Genomic DNA, 14,147 nt, shown 5'->3' on the forward strand with positions numbered 1-14,147 from the left:
CGCAGTTCTTATTTAGCACGTCATAAAAAAACGCCTGTTGGCTACAGCTACTTGGTGCTGTAAACAACAGGCGTTTTTATTTACTGCCAGTCGAGAGGGGCTCCCTCTCGCGGGGTGGAGGGGCAGCGCTCCCCTCGCCGAAGGCAAAGTCTTTTGATTTTTTTGGGGAGGGGTGTCTCCGACGGGCAAGGCTGGCTCCGCCCCCTTGCATCCCCCGCAAGGGGACACTGTCCCTTTAACCCCTTTTAGGTGGGATGTTTTTTGAATTCATTAGGGTAATTCGTTCGTGTAGTGGAGCAAATGAGATCCGCAGTTCTTATTTAGCACGTCATAAAAAAACGCCTGTTGGCTACAGCTACTTGGTGCTGTAAACAACAGGCGTATTTATTTACTGCCAGTCGAGAGGGGCTCCCTCTCGTGGGGTGGAGGGGCAGCGCCCCCCTCGCCGAAGGCAAAGGTAACCTATGGCATGTGCTGATCAAGCTTGGTCATTTTGAAGTCGAGAACATCAAAGCCAGGAGTGATGGCTTTTACGATGTTAACTGGAGATACGTAAATATCAGTCCAGTCAAGGGTGATGGTAATATCATCATCGTTAAAGATAACCTTCGCGAAGACCGGACGTACGTCCATGGTTCGGTCACCTTTTTTCGTAGAACGAGTCCACATGATGGATTCTTCTTCAAGCATATCTTTGAATGCCTGAATAAAGTCAGCTTCGCGAGCTTTGTCACCAACGTATTCAACTTTGAATGTTTCAGCGTATGGCTGAGCTTGTTTTTTAGCCATAGTCAGCTTTTCAACTGCTACTGGATGCATTCCTGTAGGAAGAGCTGAAATGAGCTTTTTGAAAACTTCTTCCGGTGTAAACTCTTCACGAATGAAGACGTTAACCCATTCTTTTTTACTTGCAACACCGATCGGCAAAGCTCGTCCGAATGAGATAAGTGGAAGTGGATGGAAACCTTGAGAGAAGGTTAACGGCAATTCAACTCTGCGGAAAATTCGTTCAAAGATGGATTGCAGTTCTAACTGAGAGAGAAATACAGAAGCACCTTCTTTGCTGTACCAAATTCGCATGTGCGCAGCTTTAACCGTCAAATGTTCAGCAAGCTTTGGCGGCTTGTTTGAAACAGCTGATTTGATAACAATGCGGCCATTCTCATCAAGCTCAATCTCGTGAGCTTTTTGATCTCGGGCTTCATTGTTGAGCACGTTTTTGTAGGTTGTATCCGGAGTCAGGCGTTCAAGTTCGGATTCTTTTGCACCCTTGTCACAGGCACCACACACACGGCACGCACCGTAACGACAGTCATCAGTTACTTTTTCTTCCTTTGCACGTTTCAGTTCGCGGATAAGAAAGTCTTTTGTAACGCCGTTGTTAAGGTGATCCCAAGGGAGATCTGCTTCAATTTCGCGCCCACCTGTGTATTCTTCAATGGTCAGCCCGTGCTCTTCAAGTGCTTCGAGGTACGGATCGAGTGAAAAATGTTCAACCCAGCTGCTGAAGACTGCACCTTTTGCATAGGCAGTTTCAACAACGTCTGCGAGGCGGCGGTCACCGCGAGAGAAGATGCCTTCAAGCAAGCTTGATTCCGGCTCATGCCAACGCATACGCATGTTTTTTTCCTGCTTGAACTTGTCACGCAGGTATTGGATACGGTTGCGGATCTCATCGTATGAAATTTGTGGTTCCCACTGGAACGGTGTGTTCGGTTTAGGAACGAATGGTGAGATACCTGCTGTAACCTGAATGCGTTTGCCAGCGGCTCCGCGCACTTTACGGCAAAGATCTACAATCGCATCAAGGTCTTCATAGGTTTCGGTCGGAAGTCCGATCATGAAGTAGAGTTTTACCTGCTGCCAGCCATGCTGGTAGAGCTTGCGTACGTGGGTGATAATGGCTTCTTCAGTAATGCCTTTGTTAATGACATCACGCATACGCTGACTTCCTGCTTCAGGGGCAAGGGTCGCTCCAGTGCGGCGAATGGAGGCCATTTTGCCCATGATGTCGTCATCAATGGAACCTACGCGTAGAGAAGGAAGCGATACAGAAACCTGTTCCTGAGTACAGCGGTCTACAGTATTCATGAACAGCTCTTTAAGAGCAGAGAAGTCGCCTGTAGACAAGGAAAGGAAAGAAAGATCGTCGTAACCTGTTGTTGTGAGGCTTTCCTGAACAATTTTTTCTACATTGGTTACGGAACGCTCACGAGCAGGGCGGTAGGTCATACCTGCCTGACAGAAGCGACAGCCGCGAGTACAGCCTCGGGCAATCTCTAAAGCAAGACGGCTGTGCACGGCACCAAATGGGATTGGCTGGCTTGTCGGGAACTCAGCATCATCCATTTCCGGCACAACACGGCGAGTAGGGTGCGGGTTGATGTCTTCAGTCGGGGTGAGCATTTTTCCTGCGTCCTTTTCAGCAAAGAAAGAAGGAACGTATACACCCGGTATAGCGGACGCACGTACAAGAAATTCGTGGCGTGTGGTGTTTTCTTTTTTACACTGCTCCAGCACATCAAGCAGTTCCACCATCATGAACTCACCTTCACCGAGAGTCATGAGGTCCATGAACGGTGCAAGAGGTTCTGCGGACAGCGTACATCCGCCGCCAGCCATGATGATCGGGGTATCAAGTGAGTCTCCACGGTCTGCTGAACGGTAAGGAATGCCGCTTAAGTCGAGCATGTATAAGATGTTTGTGTAGCAGAGTTCGTGTGTGACATGAAAGCCGATCATGTCGAGGGTGCCAAGCGGCGTATCGGATTCCAGCGTTGCAAGCGGAGTGTTGTGGTCGCGCAGCACCTGTGCAGTTTCTACACATGGGGTAAAGACACGTTCAGCCCACCAGTTCTCACGGCTGTTAAGAATTCCGTAAAGAATTTTTTGTCCAAGGTATGACATACCCACTTCGTACATATCTGGGAAAGCGAGTGCTATACGAATGGAAACATCGTTAGCCTGTTTGTGGACGGTTCCTTCTTCAATACCGAGGTAGCGGCTTGGTTTTGGAACCAATTGCAGCAATTCATGCATGGAATATCCTTATATTTATGCCGATAGCACTACGCCCGGATAACGCAGGCGGAGTCGTGTAAACAGGTAAGAGGCGGCATAGTGCCGCCTCTTAAAAAAACACGTAATATCGCGTAATTATTTTTTCAGAAGCTGGGAAATGTCGGTAACGTTACCGCCTGCGCCACCCTGAAGGTCAAGGTTGCCGAGACCGCCGGTGGAAACAGTAAGGTTTGAAGTAGCTTCAAGGTATTTTGTTTTAAGATCTTCCGGACACTCTTTGTATTCGTAGATTACGTGTGCGGTAGAAATTTTAGCGTCGAAATCTTGCTCAAACGGGTAACCGAAAGGCAGGAGCATCATCTGAACGCCTTGCTGAGTAGGGACAGTCTGCAAAACAGCAACGTCAGTAAGCATATTTTCTTCAACGTTTGCTTTGCCAATGAGCATGTCTCCGCTCACCAATTTAACTAATTTAATTTCATAAGCCATGTTCTGCTCCTTAAAGTAAGTTCCGGCTTTAGGTAGGTATTCGTTACGCAACTGTCAAGTTATTCAGTGTGCTAATCTGTTGTTTTTAGGTGCCTGAATGTATCTCTGTAATCAGGCCTTCGGTAATGCGATAGCTGAAAATTATATATGAAAGCGGAAACAAAGTCTCTGTGTGCTGATAGAAAGAGAAAATTACGAGAGTGGGCAACGAATAGTAAGAAATGATATGGTATTATGACTGTTCGTAGAGAGGTGCTGGCTGCGTGGGGGCAGTGGAGCGGCAGAGTTTGCGGAGAGGATAATGGGAGTTTTTGAAAACGAGAAAACGGTGTCTTTAATAAGGTGAAGATAGAGGGGGAAGCACCTTTTTAAAGGCGCTTCCCCAAAATGATTCTTTGCAGTGTGCAAATATTATTTACTTTCTAGGCCCATCCGTTCTTTGATGTAGTCGAAATCAATGGAAGAGCTTACGAGCTGTGCGCCCTGACGGATTTTGATGACATCGCGCAATTTATGGCGAGATAGAATGGCTTCCATTTTTTTCGCCACTGTGTAGGTGTCATCACGGACAACAACGATTGGAATATTGAGTACTTCAGAGCGGGTAAGAATGATGTCGTTCGGGTACAGGTTACCGGTAAGCACAAGGCACGGGCAGTTGCCTTCAAGGGCAACAAGTTGAACGTCAGAACGGTCACCACCGACGATAACAGCAGAATTTTTATTTTTTCTGAAGTGCGTCATGAAGTTTTCAACCTGCATGGTACCGATCAGGAAGTTTTCAACAACTTTTTCGGATTTTGATGCGCAGGAGATAACTCTGCCGCCAAGGCGTTCAGCAAGATCACTTACCTTAATCGCACCCATAAGTGGGTCTTTAGGGATAACACCAAGAACTTTAATGTCATTTCGTTCAAGGAACGGCTTGATCAGTCCATCTACTTCATTCATGAAGCTGGAAGGAATATCATTTAAGATAACACCTGCAAGACTATCTCCGAGAACATCTTTGAGTACTACAAGGTAGTCATAGTTCAATTCTTTATCGAGTCTATCGATAACAATAATCTGGAGTCCAAGTGCCTTGGCAACACGCATGCCGTCGATGTTGCAGTATCTTCCAGAGTACATAGAGCCGGAGCCTGCAACGACCATAGCATCTTTGTCTTTTGCCAGTTGTTCATACCCGTGCTTGATGGAAGGCATAAGGTCGTCAAACTGTCCGCTGAAGGCACGTACTTTAAAGTCCTGTGTAACAACAACAGGGCTTACAAATTCCGGTGGAGCGTCCTGTCCAAGAATATCCTGAACAAAAAAAGCATCCTGATCTCCCAGTACGCCGTCCCGTTCTTCTGGCACAGCACCGACAGGTTTCATGTAGCCCACATCAAACCCTTCTTTTTGAAGACGCAGACCAATGCCCATTACAACCATGTTTTTTCCGGAATATCCGGATGTAGAGCCAATGTAGATTCCTGCAGCCATTGCGTCCTCCTGTCAAAAAACTATATAATTCTTCTGTGTTACGTATGCGCAATAGAGCAGAATATGCGAACACAGCTATCGGGACAATATCATAAAAAGTTGCCAATCGTGAATAGACGACAGGCTAAAAATGTATAATGAAAACCATAGGGCGGTTTGAGCTAATGTGTGTTTTACACTTTGCCGTATTATAACAAAGAAAATCAAGGAAGATATTCAGAGTTTTTCGGCACGGTGAACCTCGGCTTGCCGGATTGTCTATCTAATTGAGTGTATGCTATGACTGTGTAGTGTATGTTGCATAACTGCACTATTTATAAAACAGTTTAAAGTATAATTGGTAGAATGGTGGTATCTGTATTTACATACGGACAAAAAAAAGATAACCGCCAATGCAAACTGATACGATCACAGGATGCTGTCGGTAAGACTCGTGTAGAAACTGACTTTGTTTTTTTTTATACGGACTCTTGTCGGCAGAAATGCACCGTTGTGTGCGAGAAGGATAGTATGCTCGAAAGATTGCAGGAACATATTCGTTATACATTCAAGCAGATGTCTTTGTTAGAGACTGCACTTACACATAGCTCCTTTGCGAACGAGCATGGTGGCGATATTGAACATAACGAACGATTAGAATTTTTAGGTGACGCAGTTCTTGAAATCTGTGTTTCAGAACGGTTATTTGCAAAGTTTCCTAAAGCCAGAGAAGGCGTATTAACGCGTATGCGTGCGAAGCTTGTAAGCAAGCCTTCTCTTGCCGCGCTGGCGATTGAATTGCACCTTGATAAGTATTTAAAACTTGGCAAGGGAGAAGAAGCGCAGGGTGGCCGTGACAGGCACTCGCTCCTTAGTGATGCTTTTGAAGCTGTACTTGGAGCCGTCTTTTTAGACGGGGGCTATGATAGCGCGTTACAATACATTGATAACGTGTTTGAAGGGAAATGGCCTAATGAGCCGGAAAGCACAAAAGCTAAAGACTACAAGAGCCGCCTTCAGGAATTGACACAGAAAAAATTTAAAGACCGTCCATCCTACACCCTGAAAAGCAGTAAGGGACCTGAACATGCAAAAGTGTTTGAAGTAGAGTTAGGCTTACCGGACGGGTCAGTTGTTATCGCTGAAGGTCCTAGCGTGAAGCGTGCAGAGCAGTATGCAGCAAGCATTGCACTTGAGCGGCTTGATGTATAGCTGACGTATACGAGCCAATAAAAAAGCCGGAGAATGTCTCCGGCTTTTTTTATTGGCATTACTTCAATTACCGTTGTTCAAGAATCTGGCGGGCAGTTTCCGGTAAGGAGTTTGCTTGTACAAGGATAGCCATTGCAGCATTTGCCATGAGCTGGCGGCGATTGAATTCAACCATTTCTGTAGCAACATCAACGTCAGAAATACGTGATTCTGATGCTTGAGCGTTTTCACGCTGGATAGATATGTTGTCGATGCTTGCTGCAAGACGGTTTTGGGTTGCGCCGATCCGAGCACGGACTTCGTCTTTTTTAATGATCGCGTTGGAAATATTTTCCAATGCCTTAAGAGCACCTTCTTTCGTGAGAACATTGTCTCCGGATGTTTCACCAATTCCTAATGACTTAGCACTGAGTTTGGTTATTTTGATTCCGTAGTGGTCAGTTTCTTCGTTGCGTGCACCAAAAGTGAATTTAATGGTAGCTGCTGAGTCAGTAGAAATGTTTTCTTGAACGGTTTTAAGGTCAGCTTTTGCCTGAGTTCCGTTTTCTTCTATCTGCGCTTCAGTAAGGGCCGGCGGTGCAGTATGCACAGGAACAGTTTGATAGCTGACAGTTTTTGTAGCTGCATCAAAGGAGAAAGCAAGTTTCGCATCATCACCGGCATGTGCGGGATCTGTACTGCTTGGATCTGTGAATGTCTCGGTGATTTCCCCTTTAGGGTAGTCAGCAGTTACGCGAATCTGGTGTCCGGCACTGGTCGTTACGTTGCCAGTAATATCGTTCCAGGTTTTGCCGCCATCAGTGGAGATTTCGTAGCGTACGCTTGTTGCTTCACTCGGCTCATATTGCTTGCTGAGCGAATATGACTCTGTGCTTACTAATTCTTGATCACCAGCAGTTGCCTGCGGTTCAGGAGTAATAGAAGTGGTTCCATCTGCATTGTAGGAATATGTAGCTGTTGTAGGAACTGTGCCACCAGTTCCTTTGTGGGAAAAAGTCGCAGTGGTGGTAACAGTGAATCCAAACTCATTAATATTAGTAAACGAGGCGGTATCACCCGCACCAATAGTTGAAAGCGAAGAGTTTGCAGCGTCAAGAGCTGCTGCACCAGTGACTGTAGGTGTTCCGTGGTCTTCGGTAAAGTTGTGTTTGTAGCCGTTGAGCAGGTGTTTAGTATTGAAGACACTACTTTCCGCAATTCGGTCTATTTCTGAAGAAATTTTTTGATACTCTTGATTAATAAGAGCACGTTGGTCATTAGTATAGGTTCCGGTTGCAGCCTGCTCAGCAAGTTCTTTCATGCGGATGAGCTGTGCGTCAATAACGCCAAGTGCGCCGTCTGCTGTTTGGATCATAGAGATTCCATCGTTAGCGTTACGGAGTCCCTGCCCAAGCGTTTTAATGTCAGCCCGCATAAGCTCACGTATAGCAAGACCGGCTGCATCATCTGCTGCTGTGCCAACACGAAGACCAGAGGAAAGGCGCTCTGTGGAAGTTCCAAGCGCTTTATAGCTCTGGTTAAGGCTGTATCTGGAATTAACTGCCAGCATATTATGGTTAATGGCCAAAGACATATTGTATAACCTCCGTGTTCTACAAAGCTATCTACAGCAGTGGTGCCGGATAAACGGCTTTATGCGAATAAGTTGGAAAAAAAGCCGGGGAAAATATCCCCGGCTTTTATTGTATTAAGGGGACGGACGGTATTAGCGTGCGTCGAGGAGTTTCTGAGCCATTTTCGGCAGGGAGTTAGCCTGTGCGAGCATGGATACAGCAGCGTTGGTCATGATCTGAACTTTGTTAAATTCAGTCATTTCAGTGGCAACGTCTACGTCAGAGATACGGGACTCAGAAGCCTGCAAGTTTTCTCTCTGGATGGATACGTTTTCGATTGTTGCAGAGAGTCGGTTCTGGGTAGAGCCGATTTCTGCGCGAATTTCGTCTTTACGACGAATTGCAACGGTCAGGTTATCCAGAGCTTTTTTAGCATTTTCTTGGGTTGTGATGTTATCACCAGCAGCTTCACCAACGCCAAGGGACTTCGCGGTCGCCATATTGATGTAGGTGTTGTAGCCATCAGTTTCCTGACTACCAGAACCGAAGTGAATGCCTACCACAACAAGATCTTCAGATTTAACATTTAACTGTGTTGAAGAGGCAGCGTCAGCTTTACCATCAGCGTCAGCGTCAGTCATTCCAAGAGCGAGGCCATGTTGAGTCTTGGTAACGGTAAACTTACCACCGGTATTGTTTGAGAATGTGTCACGTACCTGCTGGTTGTCACTATACTCAGATGTAATACGGAATTTTTTTGCAGATTCCGGAATATTTACGGTATCGCCAGTATTCTCACCAAGGGATATTTTTTCCCAAGCATTTGTGGTTTCGTTGTACGTCTCAATTGTGAAGTCTGTTACTGGAGTTTTAATTGATCCGTAACTGGTTGATGCCGCAGAGTTGACAGACTGTGCTTCGTTAATTTCACCAGTTCTTATATCATGGGTGAAAGATGCACTCGCTGGTGTAAGGCTCGCTGAATTATCCTCAAAGAATGAAGTCGCGACGTTGGTTGTTTTCACACCGGTTTTTGAGGTGTGATTAAACGTTTTACTTATAGCTACTTCAGATTTTACCTGAATATTTGTAGCTGGAATCTCCCCAGCGGTCGTATCAGTTTCGATGGTATATTCATTGGGATTAGCTTGTTTAATAATAAATGCTTTGTCATTATTGCTAAAAGTGTCGCGAAGAACAGAACCATCTGCTTTTGTAAGTGTAATTCTGATCTCGTCACCATCGGCTGTGGTAAGATCAGCGAGGTCAACTGCGGCAGTAATGTCGGTCCAATCAGTACCGACTTTCTTTTCGATGGTAACTTTTGCACCTTTGTAGGTACTTGTTGCAATGGCAGATGCTGTAACAGTAACGCCGGACAGTTTGCCTGTTTTAGTGTCAATTGTTCCACCATCAGCATCATCAGGTACAGTGTTAACGATTTTTACAAGGCCAGAACGAGACGTGTAGGTGATTGTGTCGGTATTTTTTGTTGCTGCAATAGCTTGAATTCCATCAGAGTCGACAGCTCCCAGAATGGTTGTTGCGACATTGCTTGAAGCAACTTCTTCTAGCGCAGGAGCTTGATAACCCCAAGTCTCAGTATTGCCGTCAGTGCTTATTCTGCGAGTAGCATCGCCATCATGAGAGCTTTTCTCAACATGAATTTCCTGACCGGAACCAGCGAGAAGTTTTCTGCTGTTGAAATCTGTATCCTGTGCGATACGTGTGATTTCGTTAGCCATGAGCTGGTATTCCTGGTTGATCATCTGACGCTGTACGTCAGTGTAGGTACCGGTAGCTGCCTGTTCGGCAAGCTCTTTCATACGGATGAGCTTAGCATCAATAACACCAAGTCCACCGTCCGCGGTCTGGATCATTGAGATACCGTCGTTTGCGTTACGCAGACCCTGACCGAGGGTTTTAATATCTGCACGCATAAGTTCACGCATTGCGAGACCGGCAGCGTCGTCTGCTGCGGTGCCAACGCGAAGGCCTGAAGAAAGTCTACGGGTAGATGTTGCGAGTTTACCGTAAGACTCGTTCAGGTTGCGGGTTGCGTTCATTGCCATCAGGTTGTTGTTAATAACTAAAGACATATTGTATAACCTCCATGTTTTACTGACTTGAATAAAGCAATGGAAGTGCCAACTTTAAAAATGTTAATCTAAACAGTGTGTTAATGTTTTATAAAGAAAAATTAAGGCATTCTTTATAATAAATTCAGGTCATTTTTTCCTTATTATTTCGGAAAATTGAGAAGTGACAGGTGGGGAGGAGGCAGTATTTGCAGGGTGCTGCCAGATAGATGTAAGGCGAAGTTCCGAGGGAAGAATCTGCTAGTGTAATCTGCTGGCGCCTGATCAGTTTGCGGGAGTAGGAAAGAAGCATTTTAGGGAAGAGGGAGAATATGCCGTGCTACTGATGAGGAGAAAAGAGAGTTTAGCTTTACCAAACGAAAAACGGCAGGCTGTAAATGCCTGCCGTTTTTTGTATGAGTTGTTATGCAACTAGATACAGTCCGGATTGTGAGGAGGCTGTTTGCTGTTGAAGCACTGCTCCGTTAAGCAAGTCCTCTTTTGTATCTTTCAATTGTCTAAAATGCTGCTTAGCTAGGAAGCGCTGTTGTGCTTCTTGCTGTGCGTTGTGCTGTTCCGCATCATTCCAGTTTTGCCCATTAAGGTTGTTATGAGCGCCGGTCTGAACATCTAGCTTTTCAACTTTAAGTCCTTGAGACTCAAGTGAAGCTCTCAGTAAGTGGATATTTTCCTGTACTGCTTTTGCTGCTTCAGGATTGTCTGTGCGAATGCTGGCTGCTACTTCGCCGCTTTTTGTAGAAACGAGCAGGGTCACTGGGCCTAAGTCGGCAGCATCAATCTTTAAAGACAGTTGGCTGACACCATTTCGTAAGGAACGGAATACACCGCTCTGGATTTGCTCAAGAATGCTGGCGTTTGTTTTTGAAAGTGCCGGATTCTGACTGAGGAAGTCTGTCACGTTCGTTGTGGACTGCCCTAACGCACCAGTATCAGCCATAACAGCATTATTGAAGAAGTTCATCCATGTATTGCCTGATCCGTTCTGATTGTTGAACAGAGAGTTCGCATCAGAACCGGCAGATTCTGCTCCAGCGGCAGTGGCGACAGCAGCAGCTGTGATGGTTGCCTGGCCACTTGTCGGTTCAGAAGAAGTGGTTACAGGTTGAACATGACCGCCAGATTCTTTGCTGTTAGCACTTGCCATAAAGCCAAGGCTTTTTTCTGTAGCCTGATCAGTGCGCAAAATTTGTGTTGCGTTTTCTTCTTTAGTTGCATGAACTCCTGCGGATACTTTGTCTTTGCCCTCAAGTGCCTTAGCAATAAGTGGGTTAAGTTGCTTCTTAAGCTCGTTAAGCAGTTTTTCTCCAGAAGCATTCTGTGAATCAATAGAAGAGTCCAGAAGGGCGGCAAGCTGTTTAAGGTCAGTACTGTCTATTTTACTGTTCGCTTCATTTAACATGCCTTTAAGCTTGGCGATGGTGTTGCTATCGAGCTGAAGACCCTTTCCAAGAGCAGCAAGTTCTTCCTGTGTGATAGACAGTTCTGTAGAACCATTTGCACCTTTTAAAATGTCAGAAATAGCGCTCCACGCTTTATCTGTCTTTCCAGCTTGAAGATCGGCTAAAATATCATGAGTCTGAGTTGGGTCAGCACCTACCTGCTGCAAGAAAGAGGATATGCTGTTCTGTGTTCCCGGGGTAAGAGTGATTGCTTCAGGCGTGAAATCAAACTTAGCCGTTTGCTCAAGCATGCCGAACAAGCCGTCCCATGTGAGGGATTGCTTTTCAACTTGATCCTTCAGGCGCTTTATCGCGTCCTGTTGCACTCCGGCTTTTTCCAACGTTTCTTCAACATCAGAAAAATCATCCGCATTGATTGGAAGATTTTTCAAAGAAGCAAGGTCATCGCGAAAAGACTTAGCAGCTTTGTTGGCTGTGTTGTTACTTGTACGATACTTCTCGTTGTTTTTCTGAACAGTCTCAAAAATATCGTTAAAGTCAGTCCCCGAAGACTTAAATGATGTAAAGTTGCTAGCTTGTTTGGCTAGATATGCAGTAGGCGAAATTTGCATTATGGCACTCCTTGCTGTGAATAAAAGCAAGAAGTGTTCCATAGCAAATGCTTTTGAATTCAGCTGGTTGATCCCCTCGATACTGGGAAAAAAGTGCCGATAAGTATCTTAATACTGATTAAGAAAGGGTATTTTCTTCAGCGAGAAATCTTACTGTTTCTTATTATAACATATAAAAAAAGGCGGCCTGATGAAGACCGCCTTGTAGTTGTATAGACTGAGACCTGAGCCCTGAAGCTGCGCAACATGTGGGAAGAGGTTGTTGCGAAGGAGAGGCGCTTACCATGCCTTGTCTTCAGGTCGATGAATATAAAATTCCATCCTGTTGTTAAGTGCTCTATTTTCCTTTGTTGTATTAGGGAGCAAAGGACGGGAGTCGGCATATCCCACAGCCTTAAGGCGTGATGCGGGAATCTCTGAACGTGCGATCACAGCACGAAGCAGAGCTGCAGCACGAGCCGAAGACAGCTCCCAGTTTGTCGGGTAGGCTTCAGTTTGTTCGATAGAATCAGAGGTGTGCCCACGGACAACCATGTTAACTGTATGCTGTTTTAAAATATTAATAGCACCATCCAGCAACTGTTCGCTCCCCTCCCTGAGTGCAGCAGAACCCGGGTCAAAAAAACTTGCTACAGGAATACGCAGGATAAGCCCTTTGTTGTCTGCCGTAACCGTAGCAACTTTCTGAAGCGTTTGATCTTCTAGCATGTAACTTTTTATTTCAAGCAGCATGCCGAGGATCATCTGATCTTCTTTCTTAAGCTTTACATCAGAACGTTCAAACTTCGCGGGGGAAAAAGCTGCAAAGTTTGCTGTCTTACGTTTTACCTGAATACCGAACGCGTTTTTTACAGAGCCTGCAAGCGTCTTGAATTTGTTCGCGTCCTGTTGAGCAAAAGAAAGCAGAAGAACGAAAAAGCATAGCAGAAGGGTAACCAAATCGGCAAAGGTTGCCATCCAGAGAGGTAATCCTTCTTCAGCTTGTGGTTCGTCTCCACCGCGTTTACGAGAATCAGCCATACTATCGTTCCTGTCGTTTTGACGGCGGAAGGAAGGAGTTGAGTTTTTCTCTTACGATGTTTGGATGCTCGCCATTTAAAATAGAAAGTACACCTTCAGTCATCAGTTCCATATTCAACGCTTCTTCGTTGGAACGTTCCTCCAGTTTTTTTGCAAGAGGGAGGAATATGCAGTTGGCAAGAATAGCACCGTAAAATGTAGTAAGCAGTGCAACCGCCATAGCTGGTCCAATTGAAGACGGATCATCAAGAGCCTGAAGCATTCGTACCAGGCCGATAAGTGTACCGATCATACCGAACGCAGGAGCCATGTTCCCCATCCCCTTGAACACTTCCTGTCCGGTACGATGTCGTTTCTTCATAATATCAACATCAATTTCCATAACAGAGCGGATGAGTGATTCTTCAGTACCATCCGCAACAAGCAGAACGCCGCGTTTTAAAAATTCGTTTTCAATACTTACCTTTTCGAGAGAGACAAGGCTTTCTTTACGTGCTCGTTCTGCAAGATTAATAACAACGTCGATAGAGTCCAGAGGGTCTGGCGGCTTGGAGAAAAAAGCCTTCATGCCTACTTTCATCGATCCCAGAACGGTACCCAAAGGGAACATGATAAAAGCTACGGCAATGGTACCACCGAATACAACCAGTATTGACGGTACATCGACGAATCCCGCGGGACTTCCACCAACAGCAATAGCGCCGATAATGAGCGCTAATGAGCCGAAAAGTCCGATAATAGTTGCTATATCCATGTATTACTTCTTGATAATTGCTGGGGAGTTGAAGCGTAATTCACCGTCTCGTAAGCTGACAGCTACATTTTCCAGATAGTCGTTAATCTTTGTGTAGTGTCCGCCTATGCTTATTTCCACACCCGGGCGAATTGTGCCCGGAACAATGACACGGCAAAGTTCTGAGTTAGCGTTTTTCTTCATTAATTTCATAATGCGTCGTTGTTCTCTGCGTAGAGCCCCCATTCTTTTTTCTTCGAATTCAAGTTTAGCCCGGTTTTCACTTCGATGCAGATCACTCTTCGCACTGGTTTTCAACAGCAGTTTTATGGTTTCGTCAACCGTTTCAATTTTATCCTCAATTGTCTCAAGCTTCCTCATAAGTGTCGGGGGATACCCCATAATGATGGAAGTAGGAGTATTGATGCCCCCTCCAAGCTGTTCGCCAGCGTACACCATATTATTGGCGTAAATTTTACCTCCTTGTAGTCTTCCTTTTACAATAAGGGTTCCGTTTAATGCCATCGATGAATGCAGGGAAGAAC

Annotated in this window: 9 protein-coding genes and 3 pseudogenes; 1 reads left to right on the forward strand and 11 read right to left on the reverse strand. The window is 45.5% G+C overall.

Translation table 11 applies throughout. The features are described from left to right. Positions 1-462 precede the first annotated feature (462 nt). From QZY95_RS04490 to QZY95_RS04500, 3 genes are all read right to left on the reverse strand, one after another. The gene (locus QZY95_RS04490; protein ID WP_290919799.1) at positions 463-3,039 is read right to left on the reverse strand and encodes a TIGR03960 family B12-binding radical SAM protein; all 2,577 of its coding nucleotides are present in this window, start codon (positions 3,037-3,039) and stop codon (positions 463-465) included. Positions 3,040-3,156: 117 nt separating this feature from the next. Next, positions 3,157-3,510 carry a hypothetical protein gene (locus QZY95_RS04495; protein ID WP_290919801.1) on the reverse strand — a complete coding sequence of 118 codons (354 nt, stop codon included), beginning with the start codon at positions 3,508-3,510 and terminating at the stop codon, positions 3,157-3,159. A gap of 411 nt (positions 3,511-3,921) precedes the next feature. After that, the gene (locus QZY95_RS04500) at positions 3,922-4,995 is read right to left on the reverse strand and encodes a phosphotransacetylase family protein (RefSeq protein ID WP_290919803.1); all 1,074 of its coding nucleotides are present in this window, start codon (positions 4,993-4,995) and stop codon (positions 3,922-3,924) included. A gap of 510 nt (positions 4,996-5,505) precedes the next feature. Here QZY95_RS04500 and rnc point away from each other — a divergent pair. Beyond that, on the forward strand, positions 5,506-6,186 hold the full coding sequence (gene rnc / locus QZY95_RS04505) for a ribonuclease III (RefSeq protein WP_290919805.1): 681 nt from the start codon (positions 5,506-5,508) through the stop codon (positions 6,184-6,186). Between the two features lie 67 nt (positions 6,187-6,253). Here rnc and QZY95_RS04510 read toward each other — a convergent pair whose 3' ends face one another. The 8 genes and pseudogenes from QZY95_RS04510 to QZY95_RS04545 all read right to left on the reverse strand — a co-directional run. After that, a complete protein-coding gene (locus tag QZY95_RS04510) occupies positions 6,254-6,775 on the reverse strand; it encodes a flagellin (protein ID WP_290919816.1) in 522 nt (173 codons plus the stop codon). 564 nt (positions 6,776-7,339) lie between these two features. Further along, positions 7,340-7,759 (reverse strand): annotated as a pseudogene (locus QZY95_RS04515) (flagellin); the annotation flags it as partial. Positions 7,760-7,891: 132 nt separating this feature from the next. Continuing rightward, a pseudogene (locus QZY95_RS04520) lies at positions 7,892-8,206 on the reverse strand (flagellin); the annotation flags it as partial. Between the two features lie 1,209 nt (positions 8,207-9,415). After that, a pseudogene (locus QZY95_RS04525) lies at positions 9,416-9,838 on the reverse strand (flagellin); the annotation flags it as partial. Between the two features lie 403 nt (positions 9,839-10,241). Continuing rightward, positions 10,242-11,849, reverse strand: a complete 1,608-nt coding sequence (locus QZY95_RS04530; RefSeq protein WP_290919807.1) for a flagellar hook-length control protein FliK — start codon at positions 11,847-11,849, stop codon at positions 10,242-10,244. A 279-nt stretch (positions 11,850-12,128) separates the two neighbouring features. Beyond that, positions 12,129-12,869 (reverse strand): flagellar motor protein MotB, encoded by a 741-nt coding sequence (locus QZY95_RS04535; RefSeq protein ID WP_290919810.1) that lies wholly within the window; start codon positions 12,867-12,869, stop codon positions 12,129-12,131. 1 nt (position 12,870) lies between these two features. Beyond that, entirely contained in the window at positions 12,871-13,623 is a 753-nt protein-coding gene (locus QZY95_RS04540; protein WP_290919812.1) for a MotA/TolQ/ExbB proton channel family protein, read from the reverse strand. Between the two features lie 3 nt (positions 13,624-13,626). Then, positions 13,627-14,147: FapA family protein (locus QZY95_RS04545; protein WP_290919814.1), on the reverse strand; the 521-nt coding region annotated here is incomplete at its 5' end.

The sequence above is a fragment of the Halodesulfovibrio sp. genome (genome assembly GCF_015482765.1).
Lineage (GTDB): Bacteria > Desulfobacterota > Desulfovibrionia > Desulfovibrionales > Desulfovibrionaceae > Halodesulfovibrio.

Bases quoted from the DNA above. Each gene is read 5' to 3' on its own strand.
- QZY95_RS04490 (WP_290919799.1), bottom strand. From the start codon at position 3,039: ATGCATGAATTGCTGCAATTGGTTCCAAAACCAAGCCGCTACCTCGGT.
- QZY95_RS04495 (WP_290919801.1), bottom strand. From the start codon at position 3,510: ATGGCTTATGAAATTAAATTAGTTAAATTGGTGAGCGGAGACATGCTC.
- QZY95_RS04500 (WP_290919803.1), bottom strand. From the start codon at position 4,995: ATGGCTGCAGGAATCTACATTGGCTCTACATCCGGATATTCCGGAAAA.
- rnc (WP_290919805.1), top strand. From the start codon at position 5,506: ATGCTCGAAAGATTGCAGGAACATATTCGTTATACATTCAAGCAGATG.
- QZY95_RS04530 (WP_290919807.1), bottom strand. From the start codon at position 11,849: ATGCAAATTTCGCCTACTGCATATCTAGCCAAACAAGCTAGCAACTTT.
- QZY95_RS04535 (WP_290919810.1), bottom strand. From the start codon at position 12,869: ATGGCTGATTCTCGTAAACGCGGTGGAGACGAACCACAAGCTGAAGAA.
- QZY95_RS04540 (WP_290919812.1), bottom strand. From the start codon at position 13,623: ATGGATATAGCAACTATTATCGGACTTTTCGGCTCATTAGCGCTCATT.